This window comes from Clostridium sp. YIM B02555 (assembly GCF_022320955.1).
Taxonomy (GTDB): Bacteria; Bacillota; Clostridia; order Clostridiales; family Clostridiaceae; genus Clostridium; species Clostridium saccharoperbutylacetonicum.
In genome coordinates this window covers 127,017-144,716 of the sequence record NZ_JAKJJY010000001.1, presented here as the reverse complement: position 1 = coordinate 144,716, position 17,700 = coordinate 127,017, and the positions used below count along the sequence as shown (strand labels likewise).

General features: G+C 29.4%; 13 protein-coding genes and 1 riboswitch. Of the genes, 2 read left to right on the top strand and 11 right to left on the bottom strand.

Features of this window, described 5'->3' with window-relative positions:
• Positions 1 to 44: 44 nt before the first annotated feature.
• From L3B98_RS00640 to L3B98_RS00630, 3 genes are all read right to left on the bottom strand, one after another.
• Positions 45 to 809 (bottom strand): amino acid ABC transporter ATP-binding protein, encoded by a 765-nt coding sequence (locus tag L3B98_RS00640; protein ID WP_275298338.1) that lies wholly within the window; start codon positions 807 to 809, stop codon positions 45 to 47.
• Positions 809 to 1,615, bottom strand: a complete 807-nt coding sequence (locus L3B98_RS00635) for an amino acid ABC transporter permease (RefSeq protein WP_238915164.1) — start codon at positions 1,613 to 1,615, stop codon at positions 809 to 811. Before L3B98_RS00635 ends, L3B98_RS00640 begins: the two co-directional genes overlap by 1 nt.
• 85 nt (positions 1,616 to 1,700) lie before the next feature.
• On the bottom strand, positions 1,701 to 2,534 hold the full coding sequence (locus tag L3B98_RS00630) for a transporter substrate-binding domain-containing protein (RefSeq protein WP_238915163.1): 834 nt from the start codon (positions 2,532 to 2,534) through the stop codon (positions 1,701 to 1,703).
• A gap of 315 nt (positions 2,535 to 2,849) precedes the next feature.
• A riboswitch (Lysine riboswitch) is annotated at positions 2,850 to 3,027 on the top strand.
• Positions 3,028 to 3,179: 152 nt separating this feature from the next.
• Between L3B98_RS00630 and L3B98_RS00625 the strand changes: the two genes are divergently transcribed.
• Complete coding sequence (locus tag L3B98_RS00625; RefSeq protein ID WP_238915162.1) at positions 3,180 to 4,673, top strand: amino acid permease; 1,494 nt, start codon at positions 3,180 to 3,182, stop codon at positions 4,671 to 4,673.
• A gap of 536 nt (positions 4,674 to 5,209) precedes the next feature.
• On the opposite strand, the gene L3B98_RS00620 is transcribed toward L3B98_RS00625, so the two are convergent.
• From L3B98_RS00620 to L3B98_RS00590, 7 genes are all read right to left on the bottom strand, one after another.
• On the bottom strand, positions 5,210 to 7,048 hold the full coding sequence (locus L3B98_RS00620; protein WP_015390966.1) for an APC family permease: 1,839 nt from the start codon (positions 7,046 to 7,048) through the stop codon (positions 5,210 to 5,212).
• Positions 7,049 to 7,381: 333 nt separating this feature from the next.
• Positions 7,382 to 9,019, bottom strand: a complete 1,638-nt coding sequence (hcp, locus tag L3B98_RS00615) for a hydroxylamine reductase (RefSeq protein WP_238915161.1) — start codon at positions 9,017 to 9,019, stop codon at positions 7,382 to 7,384.
• A gap of 246 nt (positions 9,020 to 9,265) precedes the next feature.
• Complete coding sequence (locus L3B98_RS00610) at positions 9,266 to 9,946, bottom strand: Crp/Fnr family transcriptional regulator (protein ID WP_238915160.1); 681 nt, start codon at positions 9,944 to 9,946, stop codon at positions 9,266 to 9,268.
• A gap of 168 nt (positions 9,947 to 10,114) precedes the next feature.
• Positions 10,115 to 12,700 carry a right-handed parallel beta-helix repeat-containing protein gene (locus L3B98_RS00605; protein ID WP_238915159.1) on the bottom strand — a complete coding sequence of 862 codons (2,586 nt, stop codon included), beginning with the start codon at positions 12,698 to 12,700 and terminating at the stop codon, positions 10,115 to 10,117.
• 270 nt (positions 12,701 to 12,970) lie between these two features.
• Entirely contained in the window at positions 12,971 to 13,504 is a 534-nt protein-coding gene (locus L3B98_RS00600; protein WP_238915158.1) for an ECF transporter S component, read from the bottom strand.
• Positions 13,505 to 13,534: 30 nt separating this feature from the next.
• Complete coding sequence (locus tag L3B98_RS00595; protein ID WP_238915157.1) at positions 13,535 to 14,680, bottom strand: alanine--glyoxylate aminotransferase family protein; 1,146 nt, start codon at positions 14,678 to 14,680, stop codon at positions 13,535 to 13,537.
• Positions 14,681 to 14,889: 209 nt separating this feature from the next.
• Entirely contained in the window at positions 14,890 to 15,906 is a 1,017-nt protein-coding gene (locus L3B98_RS00590; RefSeq protein ID WP_238915156.1) for a CAP domain-containing protein, read from the bottom strand.
• 292 nt (positions 15,907 to 16,198) lie between these two features.
• Between L3B98_RS00590 and L3B98_RS00585 the strand changes: the two genes are divergently transcribed.
• Positions 16,199 to 16,888, top strand: a complete 690-nt coding sequence (locus tag L3B98_RS00585) for a PHP domain-containing protein (RefSeq protein WP_238915155.1) — start codon at positions 16,199 to 16,201, stop codon at positions 16,886 to 16,888.
• A gap of 91 nt (positions 16,889 to 16,979) precedes the next feature.
• Here L3B98_RS00585 and L3B98_RS00580 read toward each other — a convergent pair whose 3' ends face one another.
• Positions 16,980 to 17,576 (bottom strand): HD-GYP domain-containing protein, encoded by a 597-nt coding sequence (locus tag L3B98_RS00580; RefSeq protein WP_015390958.1) that lies wholly within the window; start codon positions 17,574 to 17,576, stop codon positions 16,980 to 16,982.
• Positions 17,577 to 17,700: the final 124 nt, after the last annotated feature.

Here is a 17,700-nt window from a genome sequence, read left to right as displayed (position 1 = left end):
TTTATCTTATTTAAATACATGTACAATCAATGATATGAAAACCATCATTGTTCCATAAATCTTGATAAAAATTCACGAGTACGTGTATGCTTTGGATTATTAAATATAACTTGTGGTATATCATCTTCAACTATGACCCCTTTTTCCATAAATACTGTCCTAGTTGAAACATCTCTAGCAAATGCCATTTCATGAGTAACTATAATCATTGTCATACCTTCTTTAGCAAGTTCACGCATAACTGCTAAAACTTCTCCAACCATTTCAGGGTCTAATGCACTTGTTGGCTCATCGAATAATAACACTTCTGGTTCCATAGCTAATGCACGAGCAATAGCTACACGCTGTTTTTGTCCTCCTGAAAGTTGATGAGGCTTAGCATTAATGTAAGGTGCCATACCTACTTTTTCTAGATATTTCAATGAAATGTTCTTTGCATATTCCTTATCCTTTTTTAATACCTTAGTAACTCCAATCATACAATTTTCAATTACATTCATATTATTAAAAAGATTAAATTGTTGAAATACCATACCAACTTTTGCTCTATAACTAGTTATTTCCTTACGTTTATTTAATATATTTTCTTTATCATGTAATATTTCCCCTGAAGTAGGAGTTTCCAACATATTTATACACCTAAGAAGGGTTGATTTACCAGATCCTGATGAACCAATAATGCAAACTACATCGCCTTGTTTAATTTTAAAATCAATGTCTTTTAACACTTGATTACTTCCAAAAGCTTTTCCTAAATGATTAACTTCTAAGATAGGAGTTATGTTATCAATGTTTTTTAAAGCTTCCATTATTGTTTTCCTCCCTTCACTTTTATAATAGAGCTATTTTCTGTTATTTCTCCTGACATATAATCACTTTTAACTAACTTATAATTATCTGGACCATCCATTTTCTTTTCTACAAAACGTAATATTCTAGAAACAGTAAGATTCATGACAAAATAAATCAAACATATTATAAAGAACACTTCAAAGTACTTGTAATATGTACCAATTGCAGATTTACCCGAAAAGAATAATTCTGTTACAGATATTACATTTAATACAGATGTATCTTTAATATTTATAATTAAGTTATTACCTATTTGAGGCATGATATTACGCAATGTTTGTGGAAGCACGATATACAACATGGTTTGAAAATGTGTCATTCCAATTGCCTTTGCACCTTCAGTCTGCCCAATATCAATGGAAGCAATTCCACCACGCACAGTTTCTGCCATATATGCACCTGTATTAATAGACACAACTAATAATCCTGCAGATAATGGAGACATATCAATATTAAAGACTTCCATAGCACCATAATATATTACCATGGCTTGCACTATCATTGGTGTACCTCTAAAGAATTCTACATAAGCAGACAATATCCAATGTAAACATTTTAATAGAACTTTCTTTATTGTATTATCCTCTGGGTTCACTTCAATAGTCCGTACAATTCCCACAAAAAAACCGATAATACATCCTGCTACAGTACCAATTATTGCAATTAAAAGTGTATATAATGCTCCTTGTAGAAACAATCCTCCATATTGCTGCAATATAAACCATACCCACTGAAAAAAACCTTCTGGTAAATTTGATGTCATACTATTTTCCACCTCACAAAAATATTTTACTACTGTAAAATTACAAAAAGGAGGCTAATCAAAAAACCTCCTTATTATTTTACTGCTACTTTGATAATGGTTGGTTTTTTATAGCCTGTTCCATCATTTTGTTACGATCATCTTCTGATATTTCTGAAATAGCCTTATTAATCTTATCTGTTAATTCCTTATTTCCTTTTTTAATTGCAATACCGATATTTACATCTTCATCAGAAGCATTAAATCCCTTATCTCCTTCTGGAGTAATCATAACTAAATCTGGATTTGAATAAACTGCAGCCATTGCTGTTGGTTTATCCATAGTAACAACATTTACTTTACCTGAAGACAAAGCAACTATAAGTGAAGGTACAGTATCCATAGCAGGTTGAATCTTAGCATCTGGAATTTGCTTTAACATGTCATACCAAACTGTACTTAACTGTGATGTACAAATAGCTCCCTTTAAATCAGCAACACTTTTAGCATTTTCATATGCAGTTCCTTTCTTAGTAAGTGCTACTATATTAGCTTTATAATATGGATCTGAAAAGTCTACACTTTGCATACGTTCTTTTGTAATACTCATTTGTGCAATTGCAACGTCTATTTTACCAGTGCTTACACCAGGAATTAACCCATCAAAGTCCATTTTATGAACTTCTAATTTATACCCAATTTTATCTGCAATCTTTTGAGCAATCATTAAATCATACCCATTTGCATATTCATTGGTCCCATTAATCTGAACTGCATTATTTGAATTATCAGTTTGAGTCCAGTTAAATGGTGCAGATGCCCCTTCTGTTCCCACGCGTAGGACTTTGTCATCTCCTGTCTTTTTAGAGCCACAGCCACTTAATGCTAAAATAGTTGCAACACATAAAGTTACTGCAATTATTTTTCTTATTTTTTTCATAATATAGTCCCCTTTCAATATTCAATTGCTAAAAAAACAAGCCAACCTCTTTAATAAAGCTGACTACATTGTCAATAACAATTATTTCTATACTGAATTATACCCTCCGCCTATATCATTGTCAATTAAAAAGCTTTTCGTTTACTTTTTAAACATTTTATTACCATTATGCTAATTCCATTAACAATCTATCAACAAAATAGTATTTTTGTTAAATTAACCAAAATCACTTTTTTTAATTTTTATATTAAAATATTATAAAATGTTGACTTATTTTTAATTTTATTAGATAATTATATAAATTAATAGTTAGATAACTAAGATAGAGGCGCGAAATTTAAGAGTAGTATTACTTTATTACAAGCAAACTGATGTAATTACCAAAGGAAATTTCGCCGAAGTAAATAGCTAATTGCTTTAACGCTATTTGCTGGGCTTATGTAAAATATACATAAGACTGTCACAAATTATTTTGTGGAGAGCTATTTTCAATGGAAATATTACGGTATAATGCATTTATTTTATATGCAACTTTCGTATTTATGTCATGAAGATGCTTTCATGGCATTTTTTATTGTTTAAATCTTTGTATTATCTTAGTTGCTTACTTATAAAATTTTTATTATAAGGAGAGTAAATAGAATAATGGATGAAAAGAATAACGAGTTAAAAAGAGGTCTAAAAGCAAGACATTTAAACATGATTGCTCTAGGCGGTTCCATTGGTACAGGAATTTTCGTTGCAATGGGAGACACTTTAAATCAAGCAGGACCTGGTGGTGCATTACTCGCATATGGTCTAATCGGTATTATGGTATATTTTTTAATAACTAGTTTAGGTGAAATGGCAACACATATGCCAATCTCTGGTTCCTTCAGTACTTATGCTACCAAATTTATAGATCCAGCTCTTGGCTTTGCACTTGGTTGGAACTACTGGTATAACTGGGCTATAACAGTTGCAGCAGAAATGGTTGCTGGTTCTTTAATTATGAAATATTGGTTTCCAAATGTTAGCGGATTTGTTTGGAGTATAATGTTTCTAATTATAATAGTCGGTTTAAATATTCTATCATCAAAAGCATATGGTGAATCAGAATACTGGTTTGCGGGAATTAAAGTTGTTACAGTTATTGTATTTTTAATTATCGGTATTTTAATGATAGTTGGTATAATGGGTGGAAGTGAAATTGGATTTCATAACTATGTTGTTGAAGATGGTCCTTTCCACGGCGGTATAAAATCAATTTTTGCTATATTTTTAATTGCTGGTTTTTCATTTCAAGGAACTGAACTTATAGGTGTTGCTGCAGGTGAAAGTGAAAATCCTGAAAAAACAATTCCTAAAGCAATTAAATCTATATTTTGGAGAATATTAATATTTTATTTAGGAACAATTATAATCTTAGGCGCAATAATACCATTTACTGAAGCAAGCGTTGATACAAGCCCATTCACAATGGTATTTGAGAGAGCTGGTGTAGCTGGTGCTGCATCTTTAATGAATGCTATCATATTAACTTCTGTATTATCTGCAGGTAATTCAGGTATGTATGCTTCAACTAGAATGCTTTTTTCAATGGCTAAAGAAGGTATGGCTCCAAAACTTTTTGCTAAGACTAATAAACGTGGTGTTCCAATAAATGCATTAATACTAACAACTATAGTTGCTTCTGCTTGTTTCTTAACTGGAATTTTTGCCGAAAGTACAGTTTATGTATGGATTGTTGCAGCATCAGGACTTGCTGGCTTCATAGCTTGGGTTGGTATTGCTGTTTGTCACTATAGATTTAGAAAAGCATTTATTCATCAAGGTAAAGATTTAGGTACATTGAAATATAAAGCTATGTGGTATCCTTTTGGTCCTATATTAGCATTATTAATGTGTATAATTATAATCATTGGACAAGGTTATTCATGTATAAAACCTGAAGGAGTTGATTGGCAAGGCCTAATTGCTTCTTATATAGGAATCCCTTTATTTGTTGGGTTATACGCATGGTATAAAATCAAACATAAGACAAAAGTTATTCCTTTAGACGAAGTTGATTTATCTTATAATGATAATACTTCTGATAACTCTAGCAAGGAAATAAATGATGAGGCTCTTTTGCCTAATACTTCATTTGATCTAAACTAACTTATTTAATTAAAAAAACGTAAGGTACTCTAGTAAAGTTACCTTACGCTTTTTCTTTATATAACAATTATCAAGTTCTAAGAGTATAGATATCCAATTTAATAATCAAACTTATAAATGGAATATGTATGCATTATCGAGAAATTATAATCGTAACACTACACTAGAAATCCGATACATTTTTTCTGGAGCAGGCATGTGAAATTGAGCTGATGAAGGTTCTTAATGGGAGCTTGTTCCATTTTAGCATGTCTAAAAGTGAATGTCCAAAAAGTAAGTGTCCAAATTTTATATTTGGAAACACGAACTTTCTCCCTGGAGCTTTTATATTTGGAAACATGAACTTTCTCCTTGGGGATTTTACATCTGGAACACGCTAAAATGGCGATAAACTCCAATTTAGAACCTTCCAGTGAAAATTTCACTAGTCCTGTGGAAGATAAATGTATCTGGTTTCGGTAATTGTTGCATAAGTCTAATTCTTGCCTTGGATATCTATATTTCTTTCCAAATTGACAATTGTCAATTTTATTAATCTATTCATTAATTATATATGGTACAGTAACTATTGTTACATTTCTCATCTTTAATATAGATCTTCTTAACAAAATTGATGTTTGATTATGTAGTGCTTGGTGCCACCACTTATGTATAATAAATTGAGGCATTACTATTGTGATTACTTCATGTTTTTTCAATTGTCTATGTTTTTCTTCTACATAGGCAAGTAATTTTTCATTAACATTTCTATATGGCGCATTTTCTATTACAAGTTGTGCTGCTATTCCTAATTTAGAGTATTTTTCTATTAATTTTTTTGTTGCTTCTTCATCTGTACTAACATGATAAACTTCTATGTTATCTCCAAAGGTTAAAGCAAAATTCAAACTTTTAATAAATGATTTATTTATAGTCTGAACTGGTACAATAACATGCTTAGTTACTGCTTCCCTTACAATTAAACTTTCTAATCCTGTTTCAATTTTTAAATTCTCTCTTACTTTTGTATAATGCCTTCTAACTCTCAACATTCCTGTAACAAGTATTGGTATACAAACCAGTACAATCCATGCACCATGAGTGAATTTTTCAACACCTATAATTATACAAGTTGCTGCTGTAACAGCTGCTCCTAATCCATTAATAAATGCTTTATGTCTCCAGCCCTTTTCTTTACTTTTAGTCCATTTCTTAAGCATTCCAAATTGAGATAATGTAAATGATATAAATACACCTACTGCATATAATGATAGTAATATATGTGTACTACCATTAGCAATATAAACTAACAATGAAGCAAGCAAAAATAATAATACAATCCCATTTGAAAAGCTTAATCTCGTTCCCCTTTTTCCAAGCTGTCTTGGAACATATCCGTCTTTGGCCAAAATTGATAATAATAAAGGCAAATCTGAAAATGCAGTATTAGCTGCAAGAGTAAGAATAACGGCAGTAGTAGCTTGTACAACAAAGAACATTATATTACCTGGTCCAAAAACCTGCATAGCAATTTGTGCTATTACTGTTATATCTTCCCCTGGCACTGCTTTATACATTGTAGAAAGATATGATATTCCACCAAATATTCCAAAAACAATACATGCCAATGTACCTAATACTATTTTTGCATTTTTTTGAGCTGGATTTTTGAAATTTGGTATTCCATCACTTACAGCTTCAATACCAGTTAGAGCTGTACATCCAGAAGAAAATGCCTTTAAAAATAGTAATATTGTTAAATCTCCAGTAGCTTGCTTAATTGGATATACTGGCATTGGATTTTCTTTTAATACTAAAACCTTAAATATTCCTGTTATTATCATTACTATAATCGAAAAAATAAATAAATATGTTGGTATACCAAATAATTTAGAAGAATCTCTTATTCCTCTTAAATTGCCAAGTGTTATTAAACCTATTACAATAACTGCTATTATTGCTTGATATGGCAATAATTGTGGTATCGCAGATGTTATTGCTGCTGCACCTGCACAAGTACTAACTGCAACTGTTAGCAAATAATCTATTATCAGTGATGATGCTGCCACTAATCCTGGAATCTTTCCAATATTTTGACTTGCAACAATATACGACCCTCCCCCATGAGGAAAGTTATCAATTATTTGTCTATAAGAAAATACAATTATAGCTAATAAAACTGTGATAGCAATTGCAATTTCTATCATTGACCCGTATGCACGCGCTCCTAGCACTGGTATGAGTACCAATAATATTTCTTCACTAGCATAAGCTACTGATGAAATAGCATCACTTGACAATATTGGTAATCCCCAAAGAACATTGAACTTCTCTTCTGCTAGTTCAGTTGTCTTAAGAGCTCTTCCAATCAAGAATGATTGAATTTTTTTGAACATAATTATTCCTCCACTATAGAAAATAATATATTACAGAAATAATTTTTATTTTCTAAAATATATATTTTTTTTCAAAAAATTATACAACATTATATAATAAAAGATTAAAGTCTTTTATTATATAATGTTGCAATACAACTGATTATATCTCCATATTTTAATAATGTAAATATATTTATTCTTTATAAATACGTTTTCACGACATCTTTTTCATTATATTTTTTTCGACACTGTCTAACCCAATTCTTTTTCCATATCATTCCAATAATATAATATGAACCTTTAACTATATCAAAATATATGTTAAAGGTTCAGTACATTTAATTTAAATTCTTATTTTAAAAACATTTCAATATCGTCTTCTACAGTTGTAATTCCACCAATTCCAAAGTTTTCAACTAAAACATTAGCAACATTTGGTGAAAGGAATGCTGGAAGTGTTGGTCCTAAGTGAATATTCTTTACTCCTAAGTGTAATAGTGATAATAAAACTATTACTGCTTTTTGTTCATACCATGCAATATTAAATGCTATTGGTAATTCGTTTATATCTTCAAGTTCAAATACTTCTTTTAGTTTTAATGCAATTACTGCTAATGAATAAGAATCATTACATTGTCCTGCATCTAAAACTCTAGGAATTCCACCGATATCTCCTAAATCTAATTTGTTATATTTATATTTTGCACAACCTGCAGTTAATATAACTGTATCCTTTGGAAGTGCTACAGCAAAATCTGTGTAGTATGATCTAGACTTTTGTCTTCCATCACAACCTGCCATTACAAAGAACTTCTTTATTGCTCCTGTTTTAACAGCATCAACTACCTTATCAGCTAACGCTAATACTTGATTATGAGCAAATCCACCAATGATTTCTCCTTCTTCAATTTGAGTTGGAGCAGCACATTTCTTAGCTTGTTCTATAATTGCTGAGAAATCTTTCTTTCCATTTTCATCCGCTGAAATATGAGTACATCCTTCATATCCTGATGCACCAGTAGTGTATAATCTTCCTTTATAGCTATCCTTTGGAGGAACTATACAGTTTGTTGTCATAAGTATTGGACCATTGAAGCTTTCAAATTCTTCTGGTTGTTTCCACCAAGCATTTCCGTAGTTACCTACTAAGTGTGAATATTTCTTTAATTGTGGATAATAGTGAGCTGGTAACATTTCAGAGTGAGTATAAACATCTACTCCTGTTCCTTCTGTTTGAATTAATAATTGTTCTAAATCTTTTAAGTCATGTCCTGAAATTAATATTCCTGGGTTTGTACCAACACCAATATTAACTTTTGTTACTTCTGGGTTACCATAACTTTCTGTATTAGCTTTATCTAATAAAGCCATTCCATCAACACCAACTTTTCCTGTTTCTAAAGTTAATGCAATGTATTCATCTATAGTTACATTGTTATCAGCAGTTAATGATAATGCTTTTTGCATAAATGCGCATATATTTTCATCTTCATACCCTAATGCATTAGCATGTTTCATGTATGCAGATAATCCTTTTAATCCATATGTAATAAGTTCTCTTAAACTTCTAATATCTTCATTTTCAGTAGCAAGTACTCCAACTGTTTCTGCTTTAGCTTCCATATCTTCTCTAGTTTCAGCAGTATATAAAGCAGCTCCACTTAAGTTTTCTTTATTATTTAATTTTGCTAATAATTCTTCTTTTAATCTTAAAGTTTCTTTTACTCTTCCATAAAATACTTCTTTATCAAAGTTAGCATTAGTTATAGTTGTGAAAAGATTCATTGTAACTGTAGTATTAATTTCTCCAGATACAGTAACTCCTTGTTCTCTAGCTCTAGTTGCAACTTCTGATAAGCCTCTAGTTGTATATATTAATAAATCTTGCATTTTTGCTAAATCTGGAGTCTTACCACATACTCCTCTTACAGTACAGCCTGTACATCCTGCTGCTTCTTGACATTGAAAACAAAACATTTTATTATCCATCTTAATTTCTCCTTTACAAATAAATTAATCATATGCTTAAATTTTGCACTCATTAAGGCTTATTAAGCATTTCCTGTAATTCTATTTTATATTTGCATAAAAAAATAGTATGTACCATTTGTTACACACTATTTTTATTTCTATATTTCAATTATCAATTTTCAATACTCAATTATCAATTTGGAAATCTTTAAGTTTTGAATAATTCTTTTTACAACATATATATGTTAATTTTCAAATATCTATTTAATCAAATAATTCAGCTTCTAATCCTTCAATATCAAGAATATTAATTGTGTTTCTACTAAACTCAATATAATTTAAATCTCTTAGATTCATCAGTTCTCTTGACAAAGAAGGTCTCGGGATACCCATTGTTGATGCAATTTCTTCTTTGCTTTCTTTCAATTTAATACTTTCACTTTTTTGCACCGTAGCTTGTTCTAAAATATAATTAATCACCCTATGCTTAATACTTTTAAATGCAATACTTTTTATTTTAGAATTTAGCATGAATATCTTATTGCTTAATGTAGCCATAAAATTCCCCAAAACTCTTTCATCTATAGTACATAATTTTAATATATCTGATTTACTTATATAAAGTATTTTACAATCATTAACTGCTATAATAGTAGCTGGGTAATTAGACTTATTAGAAAAGACTAAGGCTTCCCCAAAAACATCCCCATTAGATAATCTTTTTAAAACAATTTGTTTTCCACTCAAATATATTCTTTGAATTTCTACTACTCCATCCAAAACAAAGCCTAAGCTGCTACATTCATCTTCCTCATTGGCAATAACTTCTCCTTTGTTATATTTTTTTAAAGAATATGAAATATGTGAAATAAGCTTTTCTATCTCATTAAAACTAAGATTCTTGAAAAATTCGTTTCCTTCTAATTTATTAAGCATCTCATCCATATGTATTTTCCTCCAAAATTATTTTGGCTATATTTATTCATTAATAATTTTTTCTTATTATATCATTATTATATCACTCAAAACAATCTCATATAATAATAAAAACTATGAGTTTTTATTCCCATAGTTTTTATTATTACCTTGTATACATTAATTTACCTTTATGCCTTATCTTTCTAAGTTCTTGATATCCTTCCTATAGGTTTCTATAGTTTCAACTTCTGTGTTGTTATTCTTTATTGTCAAGACAGATTCTTTCTCCTCCGAATATTGTGATAAATCATTTTTTTCATTAGAGTTTGGCGGATTAGAAAAATCTCTAACTATAATTGTATCAATGTTATCATTTTTGCCTATCAAAGCATTTCTTATTTCCTGTTCTGAGAACAAGTCTTCAGGTACTAAATCAACCTTGAACTCCTCATCTTCAATAACTTTTCCATCTTTTATTTTTTTCAAATAGTAATGACTTTGGTATTTGAAACTGTACTCAATTATACGTTTCAGCTTCTTTTCCTCATAGTCATAAATTAGATTTTCTTTGTAAAGTATTTTCTTATACTCATCTACTGTTATTTCAACAAAAGCCTTATGTTTTTTCTTACGTTTTGTTGTAGCCGCCGATGGAGTTGTAACAACTGCTGGCGGTGTTGTAATCACTGCCGGTGGAGTCGTGATTACTGCTGGTGGTGTAGTAGGAGGAACCACTATTACTGGTATAAGTGCCTTAGTCTTCTGAGTCACTTCATTACTCCATTGGCTTTGTCCAACTATTCTCACCTTAAATTTATAAGTAGTATCACTTGATAAACCAAGTTTCTTATAAAAATTTATAGCTCCAACAACAGTAGTTGTTGTATTTCCATTAACTTGAACTTCATAGTTTTGACCAGTTTCTGCATTCCATCGTATTTCTATACTATCTTCTGTATAATCTCCAACAGTAAGAATTGGTGCTAGGAAATCATCAGTTTTTTGACTTATATAACTATATTCTCCAAAATTATTTACTCTAACCTTATAACTATGAGTTTCTCCTCTATTCAAACCATTATGTAAGTAAGTAGTAACATTATTCACATTAATCCACGTTGAATTTCCATCAATCTCAACTTCATATTTTATTGCTGTATCAGTTGTACTTCCAACTGGATCCCAACTTAATCTTATGCTATTATCTGTGGCTGTTGCATTAAGATTTGAAGGTTTTACATAAGCAATTGAATTTCCATTTGAATCACTTATTGGTGGATTTATAGCTTGTACAAAATTACCAAGAACAAGATTTCCATTAACAATATTATTTGAATTATCAGTGCTATTTGATATTAATATACCACTAGGACAAGTGTTAGTATTGTTTAAATAGTTATTACCAATACTTGAATTACTAACCTTTGAATCCAAGTAAATAGAAGCCTCTGTTCCAGCCGCCCAAGGATGCGATAAATTTTTATAAGAATTTAATATTCTATTGTTTTCAACTATTAAATTCTTTGATTTCAAAAGATATACTCCATAATAATCAATGTTACTAATATTATTTCCTGTTATTATTCCACCATCAGAATTATTTATCTCTATCCCAAAATAATTAGTATTGTCTACACTATTATTCATTACTTCAATACCTGTGTAAGTATTATTATCTGCTGAATCACCAACTACTGCAATTCCAGAATCATGTGTATTAGAAATAGTATTATTTCTTACTTTAACATTATTACCGGATAATATAACCTTAATTCCTCCCTTTTGGGAATTGTCGAGCGTATTATCCTCAATCACAATATTATTTGATTTTGATACATTTATACCAACATCATGTGATTTATTCACTTTATTATTTGATATAATTCCACCAGATACATTATTTATTTCAATACCAATATATTGAGTAGTGTCTATAGTATTATTTTTCACATTAATTCCACTATATGTAGTATTTACTCCACTATCTACAACAATTGATATTCCTGCTTCTGTTGTATTTTTTATATTATTATTATTTATAGTAATATTATCTGCAGATAAATTCACTTTTATTCCAGGTTCTTCATTAGAATTTTGAATACTATTATTATTTAAATTTAAATTGTAGCAATGATATGCATACAAATCAGATCCATAAATATCATTACCTGTAATAATACCACCTTCCTGAAAATAATAACTAATAGCTTCGTGTTTTGTAGCTGAATTAATTACCGTAGAATGAATTTCATTATTTTGTATAGAATTTCCATAGCTTCTATTTCCATCATCCAATCCATAAAAAGCAATAGCTGAATTTGTATTAGAACCATAGATTTTGCAATCTTTTATAAGAACATCGTGGACACTCAATCCATTTTGTGCATGGATTACTTCTTTTCCAACGCTTCCATCTATATATAAATTTGAAATTTCAATATCATGTTCCGAAATAGCAATAGTTTTAGCGCCAGCATTAATTTGATTTAAAATTGTTCCCGCATTTGATTCACCATAAATCTTAATTCCTGGCTTATTTATGATTATTGAATCACTCAAATTATATGTTCCATTTTTTATATAAAACTGTGTTTTACTATTATTGGTTATTTCATAATTAATATAATTATTTAAATCCTTAGATGCACTGCTCAAAACACTTGCATCAATTGTTACCCATGACGAATCACCAACAGTAGCATGTACTTCATCAAATATCAGCCACTGACTCATAAACATAAATATTAATATAAAGCTAATCCCCCGAAATTTTGCACTCACCCCTAATGCTCCCTTCCCCTAAATACATAACACATCTGTCATTTCAAATTTTATCCTACAATATTTGGAAAATAATTTAATAATTAGTTAATTAGCATAAAAATTTGATTTAAACTATTGTGTAATTTTTTGTTTTCTTTGCATTTTCCCCTCATAATAATATAATACTACAATATTATCATATAAAAAAGAAGGTAGAACAAATTTCTACCTTCTTTTCACATTATCCTTTCCCACCATATTATACACTTTTTTCTTTTTTAATTGTGTTTAAAAGTAATTAGAATATCTTTTAAGAACTTTTGAAAAAGGTAATCCAATTACTGCTCCTATTACAAGTTGAGTAATATCCCCTGGTATAGATGCTATTGGTGCAACCCAATTACCATAAATAATAACTTCAGAAATATAATATCCTGCTATCATCCATATTGCAGCTATAAGTACTGAAATAAGATTCCATGTAAAATTATTTCCTTCTCTTCCTTTTCCCCAAGAAATAGTACCTATTATATACCCCATTACACCTCTAATAATGAATGTAAATGGTGCCCAAACAGCCCATCCTGAAGATAAATCAAAAAGTGCCATTCCTATAGCGCCTGCTATAGCACCCTTTTGTCTTCCAAAGACAATTGCTGTAGTAAATAACATTACATTTCCTAAATGAACTAATCCTCCACTAGCCATTATTGGTAATTGAATTTGAACAAAAAATGTTGTTACAAACACTAATGCTGTTAATAATGCTGTTTCTACCATGTCTTTTGTTGTAAATTTACTTTTTGTTTTGTTTATTTCCATAATGTTGCCCCACCTTACTATTATTATATATTATTCATTGATATGCTTATTAAATAATTCAACCAAATTATGCTCACTGCTAAAACCCAAATCTTTTAATCCATTGTCTATTATATTTAATGCATATGTAAGTTTTTCTTCAAATGCATTTTCTCCCATATGTCCTATCCTTAAAATAGTGTCATCATATGGTTTTAAAGATGTTATTATTAAAGTATTATAGTTACTTAACATATGCTCTTTTAATTTCAATGCTCCTATATTTTCTGGTATTTTAACAGCTGTTACTGTATTAGAATATCCATCTTTTAAAAACAATTCTAATCCATATTCCTTAACCGCCTCTCTAGTTGCATTGGCTATTCTTGAATGTCTATTAATTACATTATTGCTTCCTTCCTCTAAAATATTATCAACAGCAATGCTTAACCCCATAATATCACTAATTGGCATAGTATAAGGAAACCACTTATCTTTATAATAATTAGACCATATATTTAGATTACAATAAAACCCTACAATAGGCTTTTTTCTATCCAGCATTGACTCTTTAGCTTTTTCACTAATACTAACAATAGTCAATCCCGCTGGAGCTGAAAATACTTTTTGTGATCCACCTAATGCTATATCAATTTTCCAATCATCAACTCTTATTTCTTCTCCTCCCATAGCTGAAACAGAATCAACTACAGTTATAATCCCATATTTCTTTAGAATTGGACATATTTTAGATAAATCATTTAAAACTCCTGTTGGTGTATCACAATGAACTATTGTTGCATATTTAAAATCATGATCTATTTCTAAGAATTCGCTTAATTTTTCTACATCTATATTTTTGTTGTAATCATCTGAAAAATATACCCCTTCTCCTCCATAGATTTCAACAAAATCTTTAAAACCTCTTCCATAAATTCCATTATCCAAAACAAGAACTCTGTCTCCAGACTCAGTTAGAGATGCACAGGCTGCTTCAAGTCCTAATATGCCTTCTCCACTTAATATATAAACAGGATTCTTTGTATGTATTATCTGCCCTATCTTATCACAGGTGTCTTTATAAAACTCTACAAATTCTTCATCAACATCTGGATTTGTAGTTATTTTAGCTCTCTCTAATCTAACATTTTCCCTCACACTTGTAGGGCCTGGTGCATATACAAATTTATTATTCATCGAATCCCCCTCCTTTCTTATTAAATATTTAATATAAATAAAATATCATATAAATCTATAACAGTAAATTGTACGGATACAATATTAATTTATAAATTGAATACATTGTTATTCCATGTCTGCTAACTCAAAAAATTAGAACTATATAAAAAATGCTGTTAATTTTAAAAAATTATAATTAACAGCATTTTTAATAATTTAATATTTAACTAATTTGAAAATGTTTGTGTTCCCATATACTTTTCATTTCCTTTAATTACGCCTATACCAACTTTAGTATATGATGCATTCATCATATTTGCTCTATGGCCAGGAGAATTCCACCATTGATTAAATAATTCAAATGAATCGTAATTATTGTATGCTATATTTTCTCCTGTTGTAGTATATTTATAATTAATAACTTCTAACCAGTTTGTCCAATTTTCTCCGATAGGCGTTGTATGATCAAAATAATCATTTTGTATCATATGATTGCTTTTATACCTTGCTATCTTTACCAATGTATTGTCCAATACTAACAATGATAATCCTGCTTCATTTCTTTTTTGATTCATTAACTCAAGTATTTTATTTTCAGCAGCTTCTTGTATACTTATAGAATAATTTTGTGGCAGACTTGGTAATTCACTTATATCAACTAATTCACTGCCTCCGTATACTTCTTCTTTGTTTTTACCTAATTTTATAGAGTTTGATGTGTTAATTGAATATTTATTTTCTTTTAACTCCCCAGATTCGTTTAGATAATATACTTTACCACCAATATTTATATTTCCAATTTGCATTGCTCCTGAATTATCAGTATAATACCATTTACCATTGTCTTTTATCCAACCTATCTGCATCGCTCCACTCGAATCTAGATAATACCATTTCTCTTTATCTTTTATCCAGCCTCTTTCCATTGCTCCAGTTTTATTTAAGTAATACCATTTGCCATCATTTTTTATCCAACCAGTTTGCATTATTCCCAAATTATTCATATAATACCAAGTTCCATTATCACTAACCCAATCTGTTTTCATCTTCCCATCAAAATTAAAATAATACCAGGCTCCTGAAATTTTCATCCATCCTTTAACAACTGAATTTCCATCCGTGTAACTTAGTGTTTTATCATAATTTTGCCTCCATTCAGCTGATACTCCCAATGGTAATAATGCAGTACTTGTTGTACTTAAAACAACAGCGATAATTATCTTTTTTAAAAATGCTTTCTTCATTAGTTTTTCCCCTCTTTTTTGGTATTTCAAGCTTTAAACAACTTCATATAATCGTTTTCAAAAAGATACAAACTTTCTAACTTGTCCATATTTTAATTTTACCATATTTTCGACATCATTCAACATATTATAGCTAATTCACTAGTTGTAAAAATTATGGTTAATCGTGAACATAATGTTTTATATGGTTTATTATTCAATAAAGTAAGTAATTTTTAGTTTTCTTAAAACAATATCAATTGGGATTTATAATCATATATTAAATACATATAATATTACAAGAGGCATTAAGATGTATCATAGAGGTGATTTTCATATACACTCAACCTTTTCAGATGGTAAACATACTCCACAAGAAATAGTTATGCTTTGCAAGAAAAAAAATATAGATATTATTGCATTAACTGACCATAATACTACGGCTGGTATCGATGAAGCTATTTTAGTCGGAGAAAAACTTGGTGTTAAAGTCATTCCTGGAATTGAACTTTCTACTTCATATAAAGGGTCTAAGGTTCATATATTAGGCTATTTTAAAGATGATAGTTATAAAAATGAACTTTTCCTTAAGATATTAAAAAACATAAAAAATCATACAATTTCACCTATTAAATCGTTATTTAAAAATGATATTAATTTTTATGATTCAAAGTATAAATTATATGTGAAAACAGGAATTGATATATTAAGATTTTTTGGTGCAATAGTTATTTTAGCACATCCAGTCATTTTAACTAAAGCTAATTTCAATGATATTATAGAAATGAATTTTAATGGTATTGAAGCAAAATATTTTAGTAATACAAATGAAGATACTGAAAACTTCATAAAAACGGCATATACTAAAAATATTATTTATACAGCCGGTTCAGATTTTCATAGTCTTAATACTAAGAAGAAAACTCATGGAATAATTGGAGATGTCTATCTTAATGAAAATGAAATAAGAAATTTTCTTATTTCATGCGAATTGCCTTATTAATAAAGTTAATACGTATTCTTGAATTATAAAATATTACTGCAAAATAAAAAATTAGCTATTGTATAGAATAACCTATATATAGCTAATTTTATTAATTATAACACTTCATCACTACTACATCCCAATTTTTAAGCATACATTCTGCTATATCTGAATCATACATTATCCCTTTATTTTTTCTTATTTCATCCTTACATATTTCATCACTTATTGATTTTCTGTACGGCCTATCGCTTTTCATTGCATCTACTGAATCACAGACTGCTAGTATCCTTGATTCTAATGGGATTTGATTTTCTTTTAAACCATCAGGGTAACCTTTACCATCCCATCTTTCATGATGATGCAAAACTATTTTTGAAACCTCTTCAAAGTATCTTGCTTTACTTAATATAGAGTATCCAATATTTGAATGTCTTTTCATCATCCGCCATTCATCTGATTCAAGTCTTTCTGGCTTATTTAATATGATATCTGGTATTCCAATTTTTCCAATGTCATGAAGATCTCCAGCGATATACATAAGCTCCAATTCTACTTTACTCATTCCTAAAAGTTCTCCTAAAACATAAGCCATTTCTGCTACTCTAGTTGAATGATTATAGGTATAAAGATCCTTAGCTTCTAATGTTGCTACCATTGTGTTTAAGATGTCATGATTCATATAATCATTATATTCTTCTAGCATTTTTACACCTCGTAAATATTTTTTTCTATATCATATATTACCATATTATTAGCATTGTTGAAATAATTAATGATGAAAATTAATTCAAATTTAACGCCCTTTTCAAAATATATTAATAATACAA

Coding starts and splice junctions, on each gene's coding strand:
- L3B98_RS00640 (WP_275298338.1), bottom strand. CDS start 809: ATGGAAGCTTTAAAAAACATTGATAACATAACTCCTATCTTAGAAGTT.
- L3B98_RS00635 (WP_238915164.1), bottom strand. CDS start 1,615: ATGACATCAAATTTACCAGAAGGTTTTTTTCAGTGGGTATGGTTTATA.
- L3B98_RS00630 (WP_238915163.1), bottom strand. CDS start 2,534: ATGAAAAAAATAAGAAAAATAATTGCAGTAACTTTATGTGTTGCAACT.
- L3B98_RS00625 (WP_238915162.1), top strand. CDS start 3,180: ATGGATGAAAAGAATAACGAGTTAAAAAGAGGTCTAAAAGCAAGACAT.
- L3B98_RS00620 (WP_015390966.1), bottom strand. CDS start 7,048: ATGTTCAAAAAAATTCAATCATTCTTGATTGGAAGAGCTCTTAAGACA.
- hcp (WP_238915161.1), bottom strand. CDS start 9,019: ATGGATAATAAAATGTTTTGTTTTCAATGTCAAGAAGCAGCAGGATGT.
- L3B98_RS00610 (WP_238915160.1), bottom strand. CDS start 9,946: ATGGATGAGATGCTTAATAAATTAGAAGGAAACGAATTTTTCAAGAAT.
- L3B98_RS00600 (WP_238915158.1), bottom strand. CDS start 13,504: ATGGAAATAAACAAAACAAAAAGTAAATTTACAACAAAAGACATGGTA.
- L3B98_RS00595 (WP_238915157.1), bottom strand. CDS start 14,680: ATGAATAATAAATTTGTATATGCACCAGGCCCTACAAGTGTGAGGGAA.
- L3B98_RS00590 (WP_238915156.1), bottom strand. CDS start 15,906: ATGAAGAAAGCATTTTTAAAAAAGATAATTATCGCTGTTGTTTTAAGT.
- L3B98_RS00585 (WP_238915155.1), top strand. CDS start 16,199: ATGTATCATAGAGGTGATTTTCATATACACTCAACCTTTTCAGATGGT.
- L3B98_RS00580 (WP_015390958.1), bottom strand. CDS start 17,576: ATGCTAGAAGAATATAATGATTATATGAATCATGACATCTTAAACACA.